The organism is Streptomyces sp. NPDC032091 (assembly GCF_055580265.1).
Genome location: NZ_JBVILR010000002.1, coordinates 68,034 through 90,192, shown reverse-complemented (window position 1 = coordinate 90,192; position 22,159 = coordinate 68,034). Strand labels below are relative to the sequence as shown.

General features: G+C 72.3%; 20 protein-coding genes. 12 read left to right on the top strand and 8 right to left on the bottom strand.

All coding sequences use genetic code 11. From position 1 onward, the window contains the following. Nucleotides 1-22: 22 nt before the first annotated feature. Complete coding sequence (locus tag ACZ5NJ_RS03310; protein WP_468762184.1) at nt 23-1,615, bottom strand: sigma-70 family RNA polymerase sigma factor; 1,593 nt, start codon at nt 1,613-1,615, stop codon at nt 23-25. Nucleotides 1,616-1,793: 178 nt separating this feature from the next. On the opposite strand from ACZ5NJ_RS03310, the gene ACZ5NJ_RS03305 reads away from it, so the two are divergent. The 3 genes from ACZ5NJ_RS03305 to ACZ5NJ_RS03295 all read left to right on the top strand — a co-directional run bounded on the left by ACZ5NJ_RS03305 (nt 1,794) and on the right by ACZ5NJ_RS03295 (nt 4,556). Then, complete coding sequence (locus ACZ5NJ_RS03305) at nt 1,794-3,134, top strand: type I glutamate--ammonia ligase (RefSeq protein WP_468762182.1); 1,341 nt, start codon at nt 1,794-1,796, stop codon at nt 3,132-3,134. A 114-nt stretch (nt 3,135-3,248) separates the two neighbouring features. After that, nucleotides 3,249-3,746 carry a hypothetical protein gene (locus ACZ5NJ_RS03300; protein ID WP_468762179.1) on the top strand — a complete coding sequence of 166 codons (498 nt, stop codon included), beginning with the start codon at nt 3,249-3,251 and terminating at the stop codon, nt 3,744-3,746. A 24-nt stretch (nt 3,747-3,770) separates the two neighbouring features. Then, nucleotides 3,771-4,556 (top strand): 2OG-Fe dioxygenase family protein, encoded by a 786-nt coding sequence (locus tag ACZ5NJ_RS03295; protein ID WP_468762177.1) that lies wholly within the window; start codon nt 3,771-3,773, stop codon nt 4,554-4,556. On the opposite strand, the gene ACZ5NJ_RS03290 is transcribed toward ACZ5NJ_RS03295, so the two are convergent. Then, nucleotides 4,465-5,493 (bottom strand): hypothetical protein, encoded by a 1,029-nt coding sequence (locus ACZ5NJ_RS03290; RefSeq protein WP_468762175.1) that lies wholly within the window; start codon nt 5,491-5,493, stop codon nt 4,465-4,467. The two genes, ACZ5NJ_RS03295 and ACZ5NJ_RS03290, sit on opposite strands and share 92 nt — an antisense overlap. A gap of 124 nt (nt 5,494-5,617) precedes the next feature. Between ACZ5NJ_RS03290 and ACZ5NJ_RS03285 the strand changes: the two genes are divergently transcribed. Then, on the top strand, nt 5,618-6,220 hold the full coding sequence (locus ACZ5NJ_RS03285) for a TetR/AcrR family transcriptional regulator (protein ID WP_468762173.1): 603 nt from the start codon (nt 5,618-5,620) through the stop codon (nt 6,218-6,220). Nucleotides 6,221-6,596: 376 nt separating this feature from the next. Beyond that, nucleotides 6,597-7,358: an SGNH/GDSL hydrolase family protein gene (locus ACZ5NJ_RS03280; protein WP_468762171.1), complete on the top strand. Its 762-nt coding sequence runs from the start codon at nt 6,597-6,599 to the stop codon at nt 7,356-7,358. 15 nt (nt 7,359-7,373) lie between these two features. Here the strand turns inward: ACZ5NJ_RS03280 and ACZ5NJ_RS03275 are convergent, their stop codons facing one another. Both ACZ5NJ_RS03275 and ACZ5NJ_RS03270 read right to left on the bottom strand, forming a co-directional pair. Beyond that, complete coding sequence (locus tag ACZ5NJ_RS03275) at nt 7,374-8,495, bottom strand: sensor histidine kinase (RefSeq protein WP_468762169.1); 1,122 nt, start codon at nt 8,493-8,495, stop codon at nt 7,374-7,376. After that, nucleotides 8,492-9,124: a response regulator gene (locus ACZ5NJ_RS03270; RefSeq protein ID WP_468763133.1), complete on the bottom strand. Its 633-nt coding sequence runs from the start codon at nt 9,122-9,124 to the stop codon at nt 8,492-8,494. The genes ACZ5NJ_RS03275 and ACZ5NJ_RS03270 overlap by 4 nt, the downstream gene beginning before the upstream one ends. Nucleotides 9,125-9,556: 432 nt before the next feature. Here ACZ5NJ_RS03270 and ACZ5NJ_RS03265 point away from each other — a divergent pair, with 432 nt between their 5' ends. From ACZ5NJ_RS03265 to ACZ5NJ_RS03245, 5 genes are all read left to right on the top strand, one after another. Continuing rightward, a complete protein-coding gene (locus ACZ5NJ_RS03265; RefSeq protein WP_468762167.1) occupies nt 9,557-10,813 on the top strand; it encodes a DUF418 domain-containing protein in 1,257 nt (418 codons plus the stop codon). A gap of 115 nt (nt 10,814-10,928) precedes the next feature. After that, a complete protein-coding gene (locus ACZ5NJ_RS03260; protein WP_468762165.1) occupies nt 10,929-12,239 on the top strand; it encodes a cation:proton antiporter in 1,311 nt (436 codons plus the stop codon). Nucleotides 12,240-12,440: 201 nt separating this feature from the next. Continuing rightward, nucleotides 12,441-13,028, top strand: a complete 588-nt coding sequence (locus tag ACZ5NJ_RS03255) for a TerD family protein (RefSeq protein WP_468762163.1) — start codon at nt 12,441-12,443, stop codon at nt 13,026-13,028. Nucleotides 13,029-13,153: 125 nt separating this feature from the next. Continuing rightward, nucleotides 13,154-13,612: a SigE family RNA polymerase sigma factor gene (locus ACZ5NJ_RS03250; RefSeq protein WP_468762160.1), complete on the top strand. Its 459-nt coding sequence runs from the start codon at nt 13,154-13,156 to the stop codon at nt 13,610-13,612. A 64-nt stretch (nt 13,613-13,676) separates the two neighbouring features. Further along, entirely contained in the window at nt 13,677-15,467 is a 1,791-nt protein-coding gene (locus ACZ5NJ_RS03245; protein ID WP_468762158.1) for an ABC transporter ATP-binding protein, read from the top strand. An 83-nt stretch (nt 15,468-15,550) separates the two neighbouring features. Here the strand turns inward: ACZ5NJ_RS03245 and ACZ5NJ_RS03240 are convergent, their stop codons facing one another. From ACZ5NJ_RS03240 to ACZ5NJ_RS03230, 3 genes are all read right to left on the bottom strand, one after another. Then, nucleotides 15,551-16,621, bottom strand: coding sequence for a TerD family protein (locus ACZ5NJ_RS03240; RefSeq protein ID WP_468762156.1), 1,071 nt, complete (start codon nt 16,619-16,621; stop codon nt 15,551-15,553). A gap of 315 nt (nt 16,622-16,936) precedes the next feature. Further along, nucleotides 16,937-17,332 carry a hypothetical protein gene (locus tag ACZ5NJ_RS03235; RefSeq protein WP_468762153.1) on the bottom strand — a complete coding sequence of 132 codons (396 nt, stop codon included), beginning with the start codon at nt 17,330-17,332 and terminating at the stop codon, nt 16,937-16,939. Nucleotides 17,333-17,436: 104 nt separating this feature from the next. Beyond that, a complete protein-coding gene (locus tag ACZ5NJ_RS03230; protein WP_468762151.1) occupies nt 17,437-18,534 on the bottom strand; it encodes a WD40 repeat domain-containing protein in 1,098 nt (365 codons plus the stop codon). A gap of 364 nt (nt 18,535-18,898) precedes the next feature. Between ACZ5NJ_RS03230 and ACZ5NJ_RS03225 the strand changes: the two genes are divergently transcribed. Then, a complete protein-coding gene (locus ACZ5NJ_RS03225) occupies nt 18,899-19,768 on the top strand; it encodes a hypothetical protein (RefSeq protein WP_468762149.1) in 870 nt (289 codons plus the stop codon). A 121-nt stretch (nt 19,769-19,889) separates the two neighbouring features. On the opposite strand, the gene ACZ5NJ_RS03220 is transcribed toward ACZ5NJ_RS03225, so the two are convergent. Further along, complete coding sequence (locus tag ACZ5NJ_RS03220) at nt 19,890-21,113, bottom strand: chymotrypsin family serine protease (protein WP_468762147.1); 1,224 nt, start codon at nt 21,111-21,113, stop codon at nt 19,890-19,892. Nucleotides 21,114-21,253: 140 nt separating this feature from the next. On the opposite strand from ACZ5NJ_RS03220, the gene ACZ5NJ_RS03215 reads away from it, so the two are divergent. Next, the gene (locus tag ACZ5NJ_RS03215) at nt 21,254-22,129 is read left to right on the top strand and encodes a MurR/RpiR family transcriptional regulator (protein WP_468762144.1); all 876 of its coding nucleotides are present in this window, start codon (nt 21,254-21,256) and stop codon (nt 22,127-22,129) included. Nucleotides 22,130-22,159 lie beyond the last annotated feature (30 nt).

Here is a 22,159-nt window from a genome sequence, read left to right as displayed (position 1 = left end):
GGAGGGGCCCGGGGAACGGTTCTCAGCCCTGGGCCTTGCGCACGATGAAGGAAGCCTGTCCGGCGAAGGTCCGCGTGCCGTCGGAGCCATCGAGCCAGATGCCGCCGTCGCGGTGCCGGAGGACCGATCCCGGGTAGTTGTGCGCGTGCAGGGTCACCGCCCCCGCGACCGCCGCGGGGCGCGGACAGAAGGTGGCGTCCTCCCGGAAGAGTTCGCTGCCGTCGTCGGTGCTCAGCTGGAGGCGCAGATCACGATGGCGGAGGAAGCGGCCGTCGGCTGCGCGGAAGGTCACACACCGGGTGTCGGCCAGCCCCCGGACGACCGTGAACGTGACCTGCTTGCGTGTCTGGGCGCTGCTGGAGGCGGAAACCCGGCCGAGCGTCGCGAAGTCGTCGGCATACGAGAGGTACAGCCCCGGTTCGTCCACGGACTCCAGCGACTGCGCGCCCAGCGGAACAGTGCCCGCGACGGCGGACGGACTCACCGGGGACGGGGACGGGGACGGCGACGGGGGCGCGGACGGGGACGGGCCGGCCGACGCGGTGGCGGTGGGCGAGGGGACGGGCGTGGGATCGCCGGCCGTGCGGGCGGCGGTGACACCGGGCTCCCGGTGCTCCGGTGCGGGCCAGGCCGCGTAGGTGGCGGTCCCCGCGACGAGCACCGCGCCGGCGGCGAGGCTCAGCAGCGGATGAGCGGTCACCGCGTGCAGCGTGCCGCCCAGCGCGCCGTGCAGACCGCCTCCCCCCGTCGCCGTGCCGGCGGCGGCGGGCGCCATGGCGAGCCCGGCGGAACTCGCGGCCGCACCCGACAGCAGGCCCTTGGCGGCCAGCGCGGCGACGAGCCCGGCCGGGACGGCCAGCGGTGTGAGGGTCAGCAGCAGCAGTTCGTCGGCGGGCACACGCTGCGTCGTCGTCGCCAGGCAGACCTGGCAGTCGCGGGTGTGCCGCGCGATCCGCTTGCGCCACACCGGTGCACGGAGACCGTCCCAGCCGGCGACGGTCTCGTCCAACCCCGGACAGCGCGGGCGGGCTTCCAGCGCGGCGACGATCGTCCGGCTCAGGTCGAGCTGCTCGCGCATACGTTGCAGGCGCACGCCCGCGTGGGCGACGGTGAGGCCCGTCGCGGCGGCGAGGTCGTCACGGCTCAGCAGGCCGGCGCACTCCTGCCACCACAGCGACAGCAGCACCCGGTGGTCGGGGTCGAGCCAACGGCCGGCCTCGACGACCCGACGGCGCTCGTCCGACATCCGCAGACGCAGGATCGTCGCGTCCTCGGGTTCGGCGCCGGCCGCCGGTATCGGCAGCGCCTCGTCGATGTCCGCGCTCCGGTCGACGAGGGCGCGGTGCCGCTGCCAGTGCGTGGTGATCTGACGGAGCGTGATCGCCACCAGCCAGGACCGGAAGCTCTCGGGGGCACGCAGGGCAGGCAGGTCGCGCACCGCGCGCAGCAGGGTCTCCTGGACGACGTCGTCGGCGTCGGCGTCGGCGCTCAGCGCCCGCCTGACGATGTTGTAGACCAACGGCAGGTAGGCGGCGATCAGATCCTCCCGCGCCCGCTCGTCACCGGCCTGCGCCGCGACGACCAGCCCCGTGTGGTCCGCGTCCATGAGCCCCATTCCCACCCTCCTTCGAGGAGCGATCCGCCGAGTGCGGCGTCAAACCCCAGCCCCCAAAGGTATGCGCCCGAGGCCCACACCTCGCCCCCCGGCCGCTCCCGACCCTGCGCGCCGTGATCCCCGCCCGTCGCGGAACGCGACCTTTCCAGCGGCCCCGCCGCGCAGGATCATGCAGGACATGAGCGAAAGCGCGGACGGTGGCCGGGGTGTGCGTGTGGTGGCACTGAGCTGGGTGGACAACGCCGGTATCAGCCGGGTCAAGGCGGTCCCCGTCCACCGCCTGGAGCACGCCGACCAGTGGGGCGTGGGCATGGCCCCCGTCTTCGACACCTTCCTCGTCGACGACTCCAGGGCCGGCGGCCCCGGCTTCGACGGCCCCGTGGGGGATCTCCGGCTGCGCCCCGACCTCACCCGGCTGACCCCGCTCGGCGCGCAGCCCGGCTGGGCCTGGGCGCCGGCGGACCGCTACCGCCAGGACGGCACACCGTACGAGGGCTGCCAGCGTTCCTTCGCCCGCCGCATGACCCGCGAAGCGCAGGCCCGCGGCATCGAGCTCCGGATGGGCTTCGAAACCGAGTGGACCGTGGAGGAGGACCCCCGCGCCGCTCCCTCGCTGTCCGGCCGCAGCGGGCCCGGGCCCGCATACGGACTCGCCCGTCTCGCCGGATCCGGACCCTACCTCCTCGACATCGCGAACGTCCTCGCCGACCAGCGGATCGACCTCCTCCAGATCCACCCGGAGTACGAGACGGGCCAGTACGAAGTCTCCACCGCACCCGAGTCCCCCGTGGACGCCGCCGACACCGCCGTCCTCGTACGCCACTCCGTGCGCGCCCTCTCCGTCCGCCACGGGCTGCTGTCCTCCTTCGCCCCCCTCACCACACCATCCGGCGCGGGCAATGGCGGCCACCTCCACCTCAGCCCCTGGCGGTCGGGTTCCAATCTGCTGCACGGCGGCACCGGCCCGTACGGCATGACCCGTGAAGGCGAGGCCTTCCTCGCCGGGATCCTCGAACACCTGCCCGCCCTGACGGCGATCGGCTGCCCGAGCCCCGCCAGCTACCTGAGGCTGATTCCCTCCCAGTGGGCGGGCGCCTACCAGTGCTGGGGCCGGGAGAACCGCGAGGCCGCGCTGCGTCTGGTCACGAGTCCGCACGCAGCCGCCGACAGCGCCAACGCCGAGGTCAAATGTTTCGACCAGGCGGCCAACCCGTACCTGGTCGTCGGCGCGGTCCTCGCCGCCGGGCTCGCGGGAGTCGACGAAGGGCTACGGCTTCCCTCCGAGTACACGGCCGACCCGGCCTCCGCGCCGCCCGCCGTCCTCGAACGTCTCCGCGTCCGGCGCCTCCCCGACACCCTCACCGCCTCGATCGGGCACCTGGAGAAGTCCGCGCTGCTCCGGCGGGCCATGGGCGAACGCCTCCTCGACGCGGTTCTCGCCGTCCGCCGCGCGGAGGACACGCTCTTCGCGGGCCGGACCCCGGCGGAGATCGTCGAAGCCACACGTCACCGCTTCTGAACGCCTCGTTCTGTCCTGCGCGCCTCCGGAGCCTCCGCGCGCCCTCCGCGCGCCCTCGAATCCCACTCCGGCCCTGGTCATCCTGGCGCGTCGGACCAGGACCAGGGGGGCCTGATGCAGACGTCTGACCTCATAGCCCTGCTCGCCGTCGCCATTTCGATCGGCGCGAGCGTTTTCGCCCAGAACTCCGCGTCGAAGAGCCACCAGACCGCCGCCAGGAGCCACGAATCCGCCTCGTACCACTCCGGGACCGACCTCTTCATGCAGCTCAACCTGGTGTTCGTGGAATACCCGCAGGTCCGTCCTTACTTCTACGACGGCAAGTCGCTCACCCGGGACGACCCCGACTACCACCGGGCGCACGCCGTGGCCGAGCTCATGCTCGACGTCTTCGAATGGATCTGGCACAGGCGAGAGGGGATCACGGAGGTCGACCGTCAGGCCTGGGCGGACTACGTCGGCTCGATGTTCGCCCTCAGCCCGGTCCTGCGCGCCTACCACCTCAGCCACCTGGCCTGGCACCCCACGATCACCGACCTGTACTTCTCGCGCGGCGAGTTCGAGGGCACCACCCTGCCGCACCAGCGTTCCCAGGAACCGGAAGGTGCGTGAGGGCGGGTGAGGGTGGACGTCACGGTGGACCTCGAGGGTTCCCTCGCGGGTCAGGGATACCGGTTCGTCCGGGGTGCCGACTTCAGGCTGGACCCGGACTGCGCCCGCGCCTTCCGGAGGTTCCGTGAGGCCTGGGACGACCTGCCGCCCGACGGCTACCTGCCGGACCACGGCACCTACCGCCGCCGCCGGCACGCCAAGTTCCTGTACTCCCGGCGCCGGGGACACGTACTCGTGCGTGTCCCCGACGCCGGTTACCACCAGAGCGCCGAGGCGAACCCGCTGATCGGCGGCCGGATCCGGCACTTCGCCCCCTTCCGCGACCACGAGGCCGACAACCCCTTCTTCCACGCCCTGACCCACCACAACGCCCTGACCTTCGACCAGTGCGCAGGGCGGGCTCCGTCGTTCTGGGAGGTCGACGCCCATCTGATCAGGGTCACCGCGATCGCCGGAGCCCGGGGCGAGCCGTCCCCCGAAGGCCGCCACCGCGACGGCTTCGACTACATCGCCCTCCACCACATCGGCCGCACGAACGTGAAGGGCGGCCACACGGTCCTCTACACGACCCCGGAAGGCCCACCGATCGCCACCACCACCTTCCGGTCCCCGCTGGACAGCCTCTACGCCGAGGACGCCCGCATCCTCCATGACGTCACCCCGGTCTCCGTGGCCGGAGCTGCGGCGTCCGGCCACCGGGACATGCTCCTGATGAGCTTCAAGGCCCGGGAAGAGGCGGACCTGCCGGCCGACCCGCCCGGCGCACCCGCAGATGCGCACCCGCCAGCAGTACCAGCACCGCCACCGTGAGCGCGGCGTTCACCGTGTACTTGACGGTGAGGGACACCTCCCCCAAGGGATCCACCGCGAACGACAGCCCCGCGTTGACCACCAGCGCGGCACCCGCGACGGCCAGCACGTGATGGCCGCCCCACCCCGCAGCACGGGAGCACCACAGCAGCAGACCCCCGCCGAGCGCCAGGACGACGGCGTCCAGGGCGGCTCCGGTCCAGGTCGGAGACGACAGCTGGTGCGCGGCCAGCAGGACCACGGCGGCGCCCCCGGCCACCCAGGGGGGCACGGCCCGCCGGGACGCGACGGCGACTCGGCGCGGTACGGCGAACGCCGCGGCGACGAGCGTGAGCACGGCCGCCGCCGTCACCCCGAGCTCGACGGGACTCGCCATGAACCTCCGCGTGTGCTCATGGGTGAACACCACCACCGCCAGCACGTACAGCACGGCCACCACCACCGTCCCCGCACGGCCGAGCCACGGCCGGCGCGCAAGCCGCGGAACGCACGCCTCCACCACGGCGATCGGCGCGGCGAAACTCCAGATCACATGCCCCGCGACGAACCCCAGCAACTGCTTGACGCTCACACCGAGAACGGGGACGTACGTCGGCATCCGATCCCGGTCCCACGACGGCTCGTCCACGAAGTCGGGGTTGAAGAGGCTCTGGTCGACCAGCCCCGCCTCGATCAGCCCGAACGCCGCGCCCAGCAGCAGGATCGTCGGCCACCCGCGCCCCGTCCTGCGCGCGGTCTCGCGGATGAGCACGGCGACGGTGCCGTAGAGCGGGGCCAGGACGAGCAGGCCGGTCAGCAACTCCAGCGGGCGGCCGATGATCTGGTCGTACCCGATCAGGTACTCGGCGCAGACCGGAGCGAGTACGAGGAGTCCCAGGGCCGGTAACAGCCTCCGGAGCACGGCCGGCTTCGGGGCGGGCGGGGCGGCGCTGTCCACGAAAGGTTCCCTTCACTCATCAAGACGATCGGACTTCGCCCTCAACATAAACCGAGTGCTCGGTCTATGAATCCTCCGCGAGGATGAGGCAGGATCAGCACCCCGAAGGAAGGACGCCGACAACGTGAGGACCGTCGACCCGGTCAAGCACCAGGCCCAGCGCCGGCGCATCGTGAACGCCGCGGCCGCCCTCTTCGCGGCCAAGGGCTTCGAGCGCACGACGACCGCGGACATCTGCAAGGCGGTCGGGATGAGCGCCGGGAACCTCTTCCACTACTTCCCGAACAAACGGGCGATCTTCCTCGCCGTCTTCGACGGCGACCGGGAGGAGAAGGCAGAACGCCTCGCCCGGGCGCAGGCGGCCGACGATCCGTGGGAAGCGCTACTGGAGACGGTCGACCTGCTCGCCGAGGCCGCCGTGGAGCCGCTCGTCCCGCACCTGGTCATGGAGGCCATGGTCCAGGCGTACCGCGACCCGGAGCTTGAGGCACTGCTGAGCCGCGACAACGCCACCGAACACGCGGCGGTGAGCACCCTCTTGACGCGGGCCGCCGCCGCCGGGCGGATGGACCCGGGCCTCGACCCGGACGACACGGCCACCTGGGTCCTCGCGCTCATCGCCTCGCTCTATACCAGCGCCGCCACGGACCCGTCCTTCCGCCCGGCCGAACAACTCCCCACCCTCCACCTCATCCTGCACCGCTTCCTCCAGGGCCGCCCCGCCTGACGAAGCGGCCGCCGCACCCCACCGTCGTCCTGCCGGCGACGCCGGCCAGGGCTCGGCGGACCCGCAGACGCACCGGACGCGCTCTGGGACCGGGCCTCAGCCGCGGCGACAGCCGTGTTCCGGCAGGCGGGCCGCTCGTGGATTTGGGGCGAACGCAGGCTTGTCCGGTCCGTTCCCCGCCGCTCAGCGCTCTGTGAGGAGCTGGCCGAGGCCGGCCGAAGCGGGCCCACTGGCGAGGGTCACCTTTGGCAACGTGAGCCGCCACACCGGTCCACAGCGACCGTTTCCAGCCCGGAGCCCGTCTCGTTGGTGGGTCATGATCGCCCAGGACCGTGCTCCCCGATGCAAGCCTCTCGCTGCTCTCCTCAGCGCATGCATGGCGTTCCTCCTCACCGGCACCGCGACCACCACCGCGGTGGCCTCCAGCCCGTCCGCCGGATACGTCGCCCTCGGCGACTCCTACTCCGCCGGGGTCGGCGCCGGCGCCTACGACTCGGGCAGCGGGCAGTGCCGGCGCAGTGCCGGGGCCTACCCCGCCCTGTGGGCCAAGGCGCACCCCGCCGAACCCTTCTCCTTCACCGCCTGTTTCGGCGCCACCACCGAGGACGTCCTCAACACACAGCTCGGGCCGCTCTCCCGGCAGACCGGGCTCGTCAGCATCACGGCGGGGGCCAACGACGCCGGGTTCAAAGAGGTCATGCAGGACTGTGTCCTCAGCCGTGACGACTCGTGCATCGAGCGCGTGAACGAGGCTCGCGCCTACATCGCGGGCGTCCTGCCCGGCAAGCTGGACAAGCTGTACGACGCCATCGGCCGCCGCGCCCCCGGCGCCCGCGTCCTGGTGCTCGGGTACCCGCGCCTGTACAAGCTGCAAGGCGGTTGCCTCGGGGGCCTGAGCGAGCGGAAGCGGACGGCGATCAACCAGGCCGAGGACCACCTCAACACCCTCACGGCCAAGGCCGCGGCGCGCCACGGCTTCGCGTTCGGGGACGCCAACTCCACCTTCGCCGGGCACGAGATCTGCTCCGGCGACCCCCACCCCTGGCTGCACAGCGTGACGTTCCCCGTCGACGAGTCCTACCACCCCACCGCCGACGGGCAGTCGCGCGGCTACCTTCCGCTGCTCTCCCGCACCTGAGTCGGACGGGAGGTTTCAGTCGGGCCGGGCGGGGGCCCGTAGCTCGACCTCGTACCCGCCCTCCGGGGTGGGTTCGGCGGTGAGGGTGCCGTGGAGCAGTTCGGCGCGTTCCTTCAGGCCGATGAGGCCGTGGCGGGCGCTGGGCAGGGGGACCGACGGGCGGGTGGGGGCGGTGTTGGTGACGGTGACGCCGAAGTGGTGCGCGTCGTGCCACAGCCGTACGTCGGCGCGGGCGCCGGGGGCGTGCTTGCGGACGTTGGTGAGCGCTTCCTGGACGGTCCGGTAGACGGTGCGCTGGGCGGTCGTGCCGATGTGCGGCGGCAACGCGCCGGTCAGCGTGGTCTCGATGCCGCTGTTGGCGATGAGCTGCTGGAGGTCGGCGAGGGTGGGCTGGGGGGTGAGTTCGGTTTCCCTGCCACCGGAGGCGCGCAGCAGGGTGACCATGTGGCGCAGTTCGTCGAGGGTCTTCGCGCTCAGGGTACGGATGGCGCGGGCACCCTCACGGGCGTCGGCGTCCTTCGCGGCGACCTGGAGGGCTCCGGCCTGGACGGCGATGAGGCTGACCTGGTGGGAGACGACGTCGTGCATCTCGCGGGCCAACTGGGCGCGTTCGCGGGCGAGGACGTTCTGGGCGTGCAGGACGCGCTCGTGTTCCCGGGCTTCTTCGACCTCGACGAGCTGGCGGGCCACGTCGCGCCTGGCCTGGACGAGCTGGCCGAACAGCACGGGGGCGAAGGCTGTGGCCAGGGTGTAGACGAACTGGACGAGCGTCCAGGCCCGGTCGCCGGTGAACGTGTGGGACAGCGGCCAGGCGAGGGTGTCCGCGGCCGCGTTCAGCAGGGCGCAGCCGGCCAGCAGGGGGCGGTTGCGGGTGGATGCGGCCAAGGTGTAGAGGGCGGCGATCGGGGCGACCGCCACGTCCATGAACAGGGTCATGGGAAGCGTCAGCAGGAAGACGGCCAGCGGGAAGCGCCTGCGCAGGAACAGTCCGGCGCAGCCCACGGCGACGCAGGCCCACATCACAGGGGCGCCCTCGCCGAAGAGGTTGATCCAGGCGTCGAGCCCGGCCAGCGCCACCAGGACCGTGTCCACGGCCCAGGGCGGCACGCGCCGCCAGAGCGCCCCGCCCGTGCTCATCGTCCGGTCTCCCAAGTCGCGCCGCCCCCCTCGTCGTGGTGGCTGAGCAGGCCGGACCGCTCGGCCAAGAGCGCGGCCTGGACCCGGCTGGTGACCCGCAGTTTGGTCAGGATCGAGCTGACGTGGTCCTTGACGGTGCCCACGCTCAGATGGATGCGCGTGCCGATGTCCGCGTTGGACAGGCCCTCCGCGACCAGGACGAGGACGTCGCGCTCCCGTTCGCTGAGCAGGCCGACGCGGGCCACGTCCGCGTCCTGGGGCGCTCCCGCCCCCGGGTGGCCGCGCAGCAGCGCGCGGGAGGCTTTGGGCGACATCACCACCCCGCCCGCGGCCAGGGTGCGCACCAGCTGGGCGAGCTGTTCGGGCTCGGTGTCCTTGAGCAGGAAGCCGGAGGCCCCCGAGCGCAGCGCGGTCAGGATGTAGTCGTCGGTGTCGAACGTGGTCAGCATGGCCACGTGCGGGGGCGCGGGCAGTTCCTGGATCTGCCGCAGCACGGTCAGACCGTCCACGTCCGGCATGCGGATGTCCAGGAGCACGACGTCCGGCAGCTCACGCCTGACGACCTCGGCCGCCCCCGCCCCGTCCGCCGTCGCCACGACCTCGATGCCGTCGGACGCGTTCAGGATCATCCGGAACCCGGACCGCACCAGAGCCTCGTCGTCCACCACCACTACCCGGATCACCGGCGTCCCGCCTCACACTCGTCTGCTCTGTCCCGCTGGCCGGCGCCCCGCACCACCTGGGCGGGGCTCCGCCGTCCCGTACGGCGTGCGCCTGACGTCGACCGTACGCCCGGCAGGCTACGCGGTGGTGCGATCACCGACGGACCCCGGACACCCGGCGGACCCGCTCCAGCCGTTCGGGGGGTGCGCCCCGGCCCCTCGGCGGCCGACGGTGGCGACCCGCCGGCCCGACGGTGGAGACCCGCCGGACGGCGTCTGCCGGGCCTCTGGTGCTGCACGCCGGCCGCCGGTCGGCGGGGTGGCTGTGGCCGCTCGGCGGGGGTGTCACCGGAGCCTGCCGGATGGCCCGGCTGCGTACGGCACCGGGAGATTGCCCCTATGACACAGACACAGCCGCCGCAGGGGACACCGGCTCAGCGGGAGAACCCGCCTGCGCGCCCCCGCTCCCGCACCTCGCCCTCGTCGGCCGGGGCGGCCCCGGACGGGCCCTCGACGGGACGCCTGGTCGGGGTGGACCTGGCCCGGGCGCTGGCGGTGTTCGGCATGTACATCGTCCACATCGGCCCGGTGCTGTCGGCCACGCACGGCGCCGGCACCTGGGTGCGGTACCTGGCCGACGGCCACTCGTCGGTCCTGTTCGCCACCCTCGCCGGGTTCTCCCTGATGCTGATCGCCGGCCGCCGCGAACCGAAGAGCGGCCTGGCGGGCCGGCAGGCGAAGGCGCGGATCGCGATCCGCGCCGTGGTCCTGCTCGCGCTGGGCACTGTACTGGCGATGCAGTACGGCGGCGTGATCATCCTTGGCTTCTACGGCGTCTACTTCCTCCTCGCCCTGCCCCTGCTGCGCCTGCGCGCCGGGACGCTCGCGGCGGTCGCGGCCGGGCTCGCGCTGGTCACACCGCAGCTGGCGTTCGTCCTGAACTCACTGCTCAGCGAGTCCGTCCAGCAGGGCATCAACGCCTACGACCCGCTGAAGAGCCTCAGCGAGGTGGGGATGCTCGACCTGCTGCTGACCGGCTTCTACCCGACGATCACCTGGATGTCGTTCGTGGTCGCCGGTATGGCGCTCGCCCGCCTCGACCTGTCCGCCCCACCCGTCCAGCGGCGCCTGGCCGCGCTCGGTGCGGCCCTGACCGCGAGCGCCTACGGGCTGTCCCTGCTGCTGGCCGGCAAGGACGCGCTGCGCAGCAGCGCGGAGGACGGGACGTCGTCCACCGGCTCCGAGGCGGCGTCCTCGGCCGGTGGGACCTTCGGCTCGCACGGGGCGGCCTCGGACCTGCTGTCCGCCGGGCCGCATACCGGCACCACGTTCGACATCACCGGCAGCGTGGGCGTCGCGATCCTCGTCATCGTGGGCGCGACCGTGTTGATGGACCGGCTGCCGCGGCTGCGCCGCCTGGCCGCTCCGGTCATCGCCGTGGGCACCATGTCCCTGACGGCCTACGTCGGCCACTTCCTCGTGCAGTCCCTGCTCGGCGTATCGGCCGGCGAAAGCAGCCAGACGTCCTGGGTACCGGTGCTCCTGTTCATCCTCGGGGCGATCGTGTTCGCCGCGCTCTGGTCCCGCTTCTTCCGCCGCGGACCGCTGGAGGCGTTGCTCCACGCCGCCACCAAGCCGGCGAAGTACATCCGATGACGCCGGGCCGGGGCCATCGGCCGTCAAGGCCCGCCCCGGCCCCGCGGGCCCTTCCGCCGGCTCGGGCGCAAGAGCTCCCGGCCGTTCCCTCCGAAGTTCGCGAAGCGGGTTTCCGATGACCTTCGTCCTGATCGTGATCACTGCGGTGGTGGCCGGGTGGGCGCTCGTCGCCAGACGGCTGGAAGGCCGTCATGTGCGGGCGCCCATGGTCCTGGTGCTCGCCGGTGTCGTCACCGGCGTGTTCACGCAGAGCCAGATCGCGGCCGCGCTCAACTCGGAGATCGCCCTGCGGGTGGTGGAGGTGATTCTGGCCGTCCTCCTGTTCGTCGACGCCACGGAACTGCCGGGCGGGCGGCTGTTCGGCCGTGATCCCGGTTCGGCCGCCCGGGCCCTGCTGGTGGCACTGCCCCTGAGCCTGATCCTCACCGTCGCGCTGGGGACGTGGCTGTTGCCGGGGCTGCCGCTGGCGGTGCTCCTGCTGATCGCGTGCATCATCGTGCCGACCGACTTCGCCCCCGCCGACCTCCTCGTGCGCGATCGGCGCATCCCGGAGCGGGTGCGCAGCGTCCTCAACGTGGAAAGCGGCTACAACGACGGGATCGTCTCCCCCCTCTTCCTGTTCGCGGTGATACTCGCCGGGTCGAAGTCCCAGGCGCGCACCCCCCTGGAGGCGTTGGCCACAGTCGTGCCGTTCGCGGTGAAAGCGCTCCTCGTCGGCATCCTGCTGGGGGCGCTCGTCGCGTGGCTGATGAACGCGGCCGACCGCGCCGGCTGGATGACCGAGCAGTCGAGGCGGATCCTCGCCTTGATCACACCGCTGCTCACCTACACCACGACGGTGGCGGTGGACGGGAACGGCTTCGTGGCCGCGTTCGTCTGCGGCATCGCCTTCCGCTGCGTACGGCAGGCACCGGTCCGTCGGCACGGGGCTTCAGCCCCCGCCGCCTCGGACTTCCAGCTCGTCGAGGACACCAGCTCCCTGATGACCATGATCATGTGGTTCTTCTTCGGGAACGCCGTGGTCCTCGCGCTGAGCGAGGGCGTCGAATGGCGCGTACTCCTGCTGTGCGGGGCGGCACTCACCGTCGTGCGGATCCTGCCGATCGCGCTCGCCTTCCTGGGCTCTCGGTTCAGCCGGCGTGAACGGCTCATGGTCGGCGCGCTCGGACCACGGGGCACCACCTCCATCGTGTTCGGCCTGCTCGCCTTCAACGCCCTTCCGCTCGGGCTCTACGCCGACACCGCCCTGGACGCCATGACGCTCGCCGTGCTCGGCAGTGTCCTGCTCCACGGCGGCGGTTCCATGGCCATGGCCCGGCTGCTGGCCCCTCCTACCCCGTCCCCGTCCCCGTCCCCGGCCTCGGCCTCCGCCGCCCGGCCGCTCGCCAAGACGCACGTACGGGCAGACGGCAGCCCGGGAGCGTGACCGGCGCGTACCAGCGGGGGCGCCGCGCCGGTCTGATGGTCCCGCCGGGTGGCGGGGGAAGCGCCGGACACCTGGCGGGGCGCCCCCGGACACCTGCCGTGTTCCGGCCAGCTCGGACGGCGGGCGAGGGTGGGAGACGTCAGCCAGTGCGCGGGCGGGGGGCACCCGTCCACACGCCTACCAAGGGAATCGACAGCCACGATGACGGTGAACCTCACCAAGGGCCAGCAGATCAGCCTGACCAAGACCGACGGCCGCCCCCTGACCCTGATCCGTATGGGACTGGGCTGGCAGGCCACCCCGCGCCAGGGACTCCTCGGCCGGTTCATGCCGCCGCGCGACATCGACCTCGACGCATCGGCCGTGTTGTTCAGCGGCGCCCGCGTCATCGACGTCGTCTACTTCAACCGCCTGCTCAGCGACGACCGCGCGGTGGAGCACTCCGGCGACAACCGGACCGGCAACACGGGCACGGGCGGCGGCGACGACGAGTTCATACGGGTGGACCTGCCGCGGGTCTCGCCTCAGGCCGACCAGATCGTGTTCGTCGTGAACTCCTTCAGCGGCGAGACCTTCGAGGCGATCGAGAACGCGTACTGCCGGCTCGTCGACGATGCCACCGGGCAGGAGCTGGCCCGTTACACGCTCACCGAGGGCGGCCCGCACACCGCCCAGATCATGGCCAAGGTCGTCCGCAGGGGGCACACGTGGAACATGGTCGCCATCGGCCGGCCCGAGAGCGGCAGGACCTTCGAGGACCTGCTGCCGGCCGTCGCCCGCCACGTGTGAGGGGCAACAGCCGGCCCCGACACCCCACGGTCCCCCACCCGGCCGCCCCCGCCGCACGCCGTCCCGGCCGGCTCCGGCCACCCGGAGGCCCTGAGCGGCCGGAGGACTTCGCGGAGTACGTCCGGATGAGGCGCCCCGCCCTGCTCCGCACCGCCCGGCACCTGGTGCCCGACCCGGCCGACGCCGAGGACCTGGTCCAGACGGCGCTCCTGCGCACCCATGAGCGCTGGGACGGCATCGCCGACAAGTCCCTCGCCGACGGCTACCTCCGCCGCGTCATGATCAGCGTACGGACCGACTGGTGGCGCGCCCGTACCACGGACGAGGTGCCGATGGAGCGCCCGCCGGAACGCCCCGCGGAAAGCGGCACGGACCAGCTCCTGGACCGGGCCGAACTGCTGGACCTCCTGAGGGTGCTCAGTACCAGGCAGCGCGACGTGGTGGTGCTGCGGTACTGGGCACAGCTCAGCACCGAGGAAACCGCCGGGGCACTGGGCGTCTCCCCGGGCACGGTCAAAAGCACCCTGCACCGGGCGCTCCTGCTCCTGCGCCGGGAGCTGACCGGGCGCGCCAGCGCAGCCTGACAAGTGGGCCGCAGGCCATCCCGGACGGGCCGACGCCCGGCAGACCGTAAGAGAGAGAAACTACGTGAACACCGCACCCGACCCGTCACCGAAGGACGCTGAGCACCTGACCACGCGCCAAACCCTCAAGGCGCTGTACGCGCATGCCCGGCCGCAGCGGTGGGCCATCGCGCTCGGCCTGCTGTGCGCCCTGGCCGGATCCGCGGGCGCGCTGCTCCAGCCGCTGGCCACGAAGGCACTGGTGGACCGGCTGACCTCCGGTGGGACCCTCACCACGATCCTGGTGTCACTCACCGGTCTGGTGCTGGTGGGCATGGTGTTCGAGGCCCTCGGCACCTACGTGCTCGAACGGACGGCGGAGTCGGTCGTGCTGTCCGCGCGCCGCTCCCTGATCGGACGGCTGCTGCGGCTGCGTCTCGCGGAGGTCGACCGGATCCCGCCGGGCGATCTGATGTCACGGGTCACCTCCGACACGACGCTGCTGCGCGCGGTCACCACGCGGGCCGTCGTCGCCGGGGCCACCGGTGCGGTGACGTTCGCCGCGGCGCTCGTGATGATGGCGGCCCTGGACGCCGTACTGCTGGGTGTGACGCTCGGAGCGCTCCTGCTGATCGGCGGGGCCACCGCACTGGTGATGCCGCGGATCGCCCGGGCCACCGAGCGTTCGCAGGAGGCGGTCGGGGAGATTTCCGACGCGCTGGAACGGGTCTTCGGCGCGTTCCGCACGGTGAAGGCGTCCGGAGCGGAGGCGCGGGAAGCCGCCCGTGTGGAGGCGGCGGCGCACCGGGCGTGGCAGCACGGTGTGAAGAGCGCGAAATGGGAGGCCGTGGCCTCATCGGCGGACGAGCTCGCCGTCCAGCTGGCGTTCCTCGCGGTGCTCGGGATCGGCGGGGCGCGGGTGGCCTCCGGGGACATTCCCGTCTCCACCCTCATCGCCTTCCTCCTCTACCTCTTCTACCTGATGGAGCCCCTGTCCAAGCTGGTCGACGCCGCCACCCAGTACCAGGAGGGCGCGGCCGCGATCTCCCGGATCACGCAGGCCGAGCGGCTGTCGACCGAGCCGCCGCCTCAGCGGCAGCCCACCCCGCCGGCGAAGCCGGCAGCGCCGGAAGGCCCGGCGACGGTCCGCTTCGACAACGTCTCCTTCCGTTACCGTGCCGACCTCGCGGAGGTCCATCATGACGTCGGCTTCGAGGTGCCCGCGGCCGGGATGACGGCCTTCGTCGGCCCCTCGGGCGCGGGCAAGTCGACGGTCTTCGCCCTCATCGAAAGGTTCTACGAACCAACCGGCGGCCGGGTCCTGGTCGACGGCAAGGACGTACGCGACTGGCCCCTGCCCGAACTGCGGGCAGCCATCGGGTACGTGGAACAGGAGAGCCCCGTACTGGCCGGCACGCTCAGGGAGAACCTGCTCTTCGCGGCACCCGACGCGACGGACGCCGACATCCGTGAGGTGCTGACGCGGGCCGGACTCGACGCCCTCGTCGAGCGGCTCCCGGAGGGCCTGCGGACACCGGTCGGACACCGCGGCTCCACACTGTCGGGCGGCGAGCGGCAGCGCTTCGCCATCGCCCGTGCCCTGCTGCGCAAGCCCCGGCTGCTGCTCCTGGACGAGGCGACCTCGCAGCTCGACGCCGTCAACGAGCTGGCGCTGAGGGAGGTCATCGCCGAGGTGGCCCAGGAGACCACCGTGCTGGTGATCGCCCACCGGCTGTCGACGGTGATCAACGCTGACCGGATCGTGGTGATGGAGGCCGGCCGCGTCCGCTCCGTGGGCACGCACGGGGACCTGGTGGACCGGGACCCGCTGTACGCACAGCTGGCGGCCACCCAGCTCCTGGCGCCCGCCCCGTGACCCACGCCGGCAGAGGGGCCGGACGGGCCGGGTCGCCCCGGAGCGACCCGGCCAAGCCGCGCACGGATACGGAGCGTTCGCCGTCAGTGGTGGTCGTCGTGCTCGTCGTCGCTGAACGCCTCGTTGAGCAGGGCGCCGCCGACCAGACCGGCGGCTCCGGCTCCGATCAGCGCGCCGGTGCCGAACCGGCGGGGCCGGTTCTCGCCGGGCGTCTGCGGATAGCCCTCCCGGGGGTACCCCTGCTGGTGGTGGCTCTGCTGGGGATACCCCTGCTGAGCCGGTGCCGGATAACCGGCGTGCGGGTCCGCCACCGGGGGCGCGCCGTAGTAGGGCGGCGGCGTGCTCTGCACCCGCTGGGCACAGCCCCCGCACGTCTGGACCTGGCGGGGCGTTCCCCACTGGGGTGACCACATCACCCAAGTGGTGCCGGCGCCGTGGTGGGGGTCGAAGAAGCAGGTCATGGTGGAACTCCCGTCGGATGGTGACGATGTGTCCGGCGCCTCCTGGGGCGCGGCGGAGGCCGGAGTGTGGTGGGCGGCGGGCAGGGACGCGGACGCGGTGGCCGGGCCGGCGTCCGCGCGCAGCACATCGACGCCGTAGTCGATCGCGATGCCCGCCAGACCAGAGGCGTAGCCCTGGCCGATGGCGCGGAACTTCCATTCCGTACCGTGCCGGTACAGCTCGCCGAAGACCAACGCGGTCTCGGCCGACGCCCCGGCCGTGAGGTCGTAGCGAGCCAGTTCACGGCCGCTGACCCGGTCGAGGACACGGATGTATGCCCCCGTGACCTGCCCGAAGCTCTGGCCGCGCCGGTCTGCTTCGTACAGGGACACCGGAAAGACGATCTTCGCCACACCGGCCGGTACGCGGACGAGGTCGACGTCGATCCGCTCGACGTCCGCTCCGCCGACGGCCGCCGCGTTCTCGACGAGGACGACCGAACCATCCAGACTGCGCGGGTTGTTGAAGAAGACGAAGTGCTGGTCGGAGAGCACCTTCCCGGCCCCGTCGCACATCAGCGCACTGGCGTCCACGTCATACCCGCCACCGCCCGGGCCCGGAGTCCGCCACCCCAGTCCGACGGTCACCGCGGTCAGTCCGGGTGCCTGTTTGCTCAGCAACACGTTGCCGCCCTTGACCAGCGCCGTTGTCATGACCGTCCTCCATGCCTGTCCGCGTGCGGTCCGGGCGCGTGAGGCCCTGTACTCCTTCCTCACCCCACCACTCGCCACGGACCATCTCACTCCGCCGGTCGGCGGGACGCCCCCCGCCGACCGGCGGCCATTCCGCGGTCCGTGATCCCAGTTCGGCGCAGGAGCCCGGCACGTCACCGCTCCGATGAGGCCCTGGGACCCTCGTGAGGTGGGCTCACCTGAAAGATCCACCTCGCCGGAGAAGGCGGGCTTCCACCGGAACGGTCACCGTGGCCGCGATCCGCCTATGGCTCCGTCCGGAGTGAAGCTCCCCGTTCAGAGGTCCTTGGCACCCGGGTAGTGGTGGCGAAGCTCGCTGAGTACGCGCTCGTCGACAGCCCTGACGTCCCACAAGGAACTGTCGAATTCGGTCAGGACGACCACCAGGTCATCCCCGGCGAACCCACATGCTTCGGCGTCGATCAACTGGAGGAAGGGAGTCGTCAACGACAAAAGCGTCAACGTGTCCATGCCGGAATCGGCGGACCGTCTCTCCATCTCGACACAGCGAGGGTCGACGATCTCGTCGAGTTCGACGCGCCAGGTCAGGTCCAAGGCGAAGCTGCCGAGGCGAACCAGCAGCTCGGCCAGGGTCACGTAGTGCTTTCCGTGCCAGGCGGGAAACGTGACCCCCTTCATCCTCGCCTCTGCTTCGGCTGTGTAGCGCGACATGCGACCCCTTCGTTCAGCGAAGACCAGGCCACAGCCGTGATCGGCTCTCACAACCCATCGGACAGCCCCTACAAGTACCACGGCGAGGTGGCCACGGTGGCCCTCTACGCCCGGGAAGTCGCGCTGGCGGCGGAGGCGCGCCGGGGCAGGGTGCCGGGCTGATGTCGTGGGTGGAGGACCACCGGGCGGCCGCCGACCGGGACCGGCAGGCTCAGGAAGCGGCGGGCACAGTCCGGCCGCCTCTCAGCAGAGGCGGCGGCGGGGGAGGTCGGGCAGATAGGTCGCCCACTCGCGGTCGGTGAGGTCGCGGCCCGTGCGTTGGCAGACCTGTTCGGCCAGCCGTTCCGGGGCCAGGTCGATGGACTGGGCCCGGGTGCCGGCGACCGTTCGCAGCCCGTTGCCGTCGAAGGCGGGGGACTCGACGCTGCGTCCGGCCAGGAAGAGGGGGTCCCCAGGGCGAAGTGCTCGTCGGTGTCCCAGAGCTGGACGGCATAGCCGTCGGCCACGGCGGCGAGGAGTCGGCCGTCCCGCGAAAAAGTGAACCGGTCCAGGTCCTGGCCGCCGTGTGTGCCGCCGCGCGAGACACTGCTCGACATCGCCGTGATCCGCCGGGTGACCTGACCGTCCCACAGTTCGATCACGCCGGTCTCCCTGAAGGCGGCCACGAGGCGTCCGTCCGGGGAGAAGGCCACGCTGCGGACTCCACCGCCGAAGTCGGGCTCCTTCCGCTCGGCGCCGGTCGTGAGGTTCACGAGCAGGCCGCTGGTGGTCAGGTCGAGCCGCCCGTCGGGGCTGAAGGCGCCGGAGACCTGGGTCCCGGAGACGGAACGGACTTCCTTGCGGGTGTGGACGTCGAGGATCTTCAGGGTGTCTCCCTCGCCGGTGGGGACGCCCGCTTCTCGTACGAGGGCGGCGATGTGGGCTCCGTCAGGAGCCAGATCCAGCCATGCCGGCCCCGACCCTTCAGGGGAGTCCCACTGCAGCAGGTCCCGTCCGGTGCCGACCTCGCGCAGGGTGATGCCGTACCGGTTGCCCGCCCCGCCCTGGGTGAAGGCGATCAGCCGGCCGTCGTCGGTGATGAAGGGCCCGGATCCGGATCGAGCCGACCAGGCTGCCGATGACGGGCGTCGTGTGAGGGCGCCGACGCCCGCCGCGCGCGCCCCTGGCTCGGCCGGGTGCTCGCGGACTTCTCCCTCACGCACGACCTCCTCGACACCCCCACAGACATCCAGGGCCCCGCAGGCACGTGGCTTCAGCGGATCGACCCGGATCGAAGGGGCCGAAGAGTGTGACAGCGGTGTACGGAACATGTCACAGGGTGCGCACCCCCCGGCGCCCTCGCTTCCCCCCGAGCCCCATCGGTGGGACGTTACGGGCAGCAACGGCCCGCAGCAGGCCGTAGGGAGGGATCGGGTGGACACCTTGAGACGTCATCAACACCGCACCGGCAAAGGCAGAACCGAAGGAACGACTCCGGGGATCGACGGGACCGGCGTACACAGCGCGCGCCGTTCCACCCGCACACCGCGGCGCCGCTGGGCGGCGGTGCCGGCCACGGTGCTGGCCATGGCCGCACCCCTGACCCTCGGTGCCGCAGGAGGCGCGGGGGCGGCGGGGGACCACCCGATCGTCTTCGCCCGCTACACCGCCGCAGCGCCCACGGAAGACCTCTACGCGATCTCTCCCAGCGGTGGCACGACCGTCAAACTCACCCACACCCCCACCGTCAGTGACGTGATGCCCAGCTGGTCCCCGGACGGCAAACGCGTCGCCTTCGTCCGCTACGAAGCCGGCGGCGCCACCGACGGCATCTGGACGATGAGCACCACGGGCAGCGACCTCAAGGCCGTCCCCGGCACCAAGGGCGCCTCCGACCCGGCGTGGTCCCCGGACGGAAAGCGGCTCGCCTACGCCAAGCCGGTCGGCACCCAGCGGGAGATCTACGTGGCCGGCATCGACGGCACTCCCGCCACCCGGCTCACCCACACCGCCGCCGACGACCTCCATCCGACGTGGTCCCCGGACGGCAAGTACCTGGCGTTCAGCCGCGCGGATGCGGCGGGAAACAGCAGGCTGATGAAGATCCGGCTGTCCACCCTGGCCCAGACGGCGATCACCGGCCCCAGCTCCCACGACGGGACGCCCGACTGGGCTGCGCACGGCGGCCGGATCGCCTTCAGCCGCGTGGACGCCTCCGGCTTCGCCCACCTCTACGTCGTCCGCCCCGACGGCACCGGACTCCACCGCGTCACCTCGGCGCGCTTCAACGACAAGTACCCCTCCTGGTCCCCGGACGGCAGCACTTTGGTCTTCACCAGAGGCGGCACCGACGACGCGGACCCCGAACACCTCTACCTCGTACGGGCCGACGGCACCGCACTGACCCAGCTCACCAAGACCGGCTCCCACGACCTGGAAGCCGACTGGCGCCCCTGAGGCTGTACTGGCGTGAGTGCCTCCCGCTCGGCGAACGGTCACGGTGACCGTTCGCCGAGCGGCTCTGAGAGGGGTGACGGCAGACCCGGCGCACTGACAGGCCGCCGACAAGCGCGGTCGTTCAGCTCGTCACGAGGGAGGCCTGCCAGGAGGCGAGGACGTGGCCGGTCTGGGACCAGCCGATGCAGTCGTACACCCCGGGCGAGGCGCCGCTGGAGAACATGTAGCTGATCACGCCCCGGCTGGTGATCTTCCCGTCGGCGCGCCAGTTGAACACCGGGCCGCCGGAGTCGCCGTGGCGTACGGCGGTCGAGCCGTCGCGGGTGCACGCCTCGATGCCGCCCTGGACCCAGATGCCGTTGTCCCGGTGCTGGGCGTCACCGGTGACGAAGATCCCGCAGCGGTAGCGGGTGACCGAGCCGCTCTGGCAGACCTCCTCGCCCATCAGGGACCAGACCCAGTTCGCGTAGTACCGGTTCTCGGTGCCGATGTACACGCCGGAGTTGGAGCCGCCGGCGGTCTTGATGATCCCCGCGTCGATGACCGGCAGGGTGTTGAAGACGGTGCCGTAGTCGCTGCTGCCGCTGGTGAAGTGCGTACCGGGCCCGCCGCAGTGCGCGGCCGTCACCATGTAGCGGTCCCAGCCCGGCACGTCCATGGCGAAGGCCGTGGTGCACTGGGCCGACGACGAGGTGATCGTGGCCCCGCCCCAGTGCGGCGCCCCGTCGTTGTCGCGGTCCACCGGCACCGGCGTCGCCGCCAGGAACCGGACGTCGGCGGGATCGACCCCGACGCCCGCCCCCTGGCGGACCGGCCGGGCCCGGTTCAGCGCGGCCGCGCGCGCCGGATCGTCCGTGGCGACCCGCAGGCCGTCCCCCTGCGCGCCGAAGGAGACCATCGAGACCTGCGGTCCGGCGGCACGCCAGCCGTCGGCCGCGGCCTCCAGCTCGGTACGGGCCGCCTCCAGCTGCTTCCTGCTGTACTTGGCAGCCTTCACCTCCACACGGACCCGGCCGCCGGTCGGCGCGGACCGCTCCGCGGCCGCCGCCAGCGCCCGGCCCCGGCCCGTGTCGGTCGCGAACACCGTGACACGGCCGGCCTCCGCGTCGACCGACACCCCCGCGTAGGTGTCGGCGTAGCCCGCCGGGGCCGCCGCGTCGATGACGGCGGCCAGCTCGCCCGCCGCCGTCCGGATCGGTGCCCCCGCCGGGAGGGCCGCGCCGCGGCCCCCGTCCGTTCCGGGGCCCGCCCACGCGGCTCCGGCCGAGGGAGCGGCCAGCGCGCCCAGGACGGCGGCCAGGACACCGAGCCGCCGCAGCGGCCCGCGCCCTAAGGATGAGGACATGCTCTTCCTGCCTTCTGAAGTGGGTCGACTTGCCGACGGAGAAACATTTTTCTTCGCCGGGGCAGAAATGTGGGGCCCGAGCGGGAAACCGTCAAGGATCCTTGACAGGAACGCGCCATCATCATGAAGAATTGTTCTCCGTGAGCCAGACAGTCGACCGACTCCGCGCCCTGGAGCCTGAGCTGCCCGAAGCGCAGCGGGCCCTCGCCGTGTTCATCCTCCACGACCCCCCTGCCGCCGCCGCGCGGACCATCCTCGAACTGGCCGAAGCCGTAGGGGTCTCCACCGGCAGCATCACCCGCCTGTGCCGCGCCCTCGGCCTGCCGGGTTACGCGCAGCTGCGCCTCGCCCTCGCCGCGTCGGGGGCGGAGCGCGACGCTCGCGGAACCTGGCGCGCCGACATCGGCCCCGACATCGGCGAGCACGACTCCCTCGCCCGGGTCGCCGCCTCGGTGGCCACGACCGTCTCGGACGTCGTCACCCGCACCGTCGAGGCCCTGGACCTGTCCGTGGTGGAACAGGCCGCCGCCCGGATCGCCTCCGCCCGCCGGACCCAGCTCTTCGGCGTCGGCGGCAGCGCCACCATGGCCGCCGAGCTCCAGCAGCGGCTCTACCGCATCGGCCTGCCCGTCTGGTCGTGGAGCGACAACCACGTGGCGCTCACCGGGGCCGCCGTACTCGGCCACGGCGACGTGGCCCTCGTCCTCTCGCACAGCGGCGGCACCCGCGAGCCGCGCGAGGTACTGGCGGAAGCCGCCGCGCGCGGGGCCACCACCATCGCCGTGACCAACGCCCCCGCCTCACCGCTCGCCGCCCACGCCGAACTCGTCCTCACCACCCGCGTGCGCGCGGCCGGCCTCAAGGCCGAGGCGGTCCTCGCCCGGCACGCGCAGATGGCCGTCCTCGACGTGCTCTACGTCGCCGTGGCACAGCGCACGTACGACCGGACGACGGAGGCGATGGCCGCCACGGACGAGGCCGTCCGGCCCTACCGGCGCGACGACGACAGGCGCTGACGGTGCGCCGGGAACCGGACGGATGGGGCC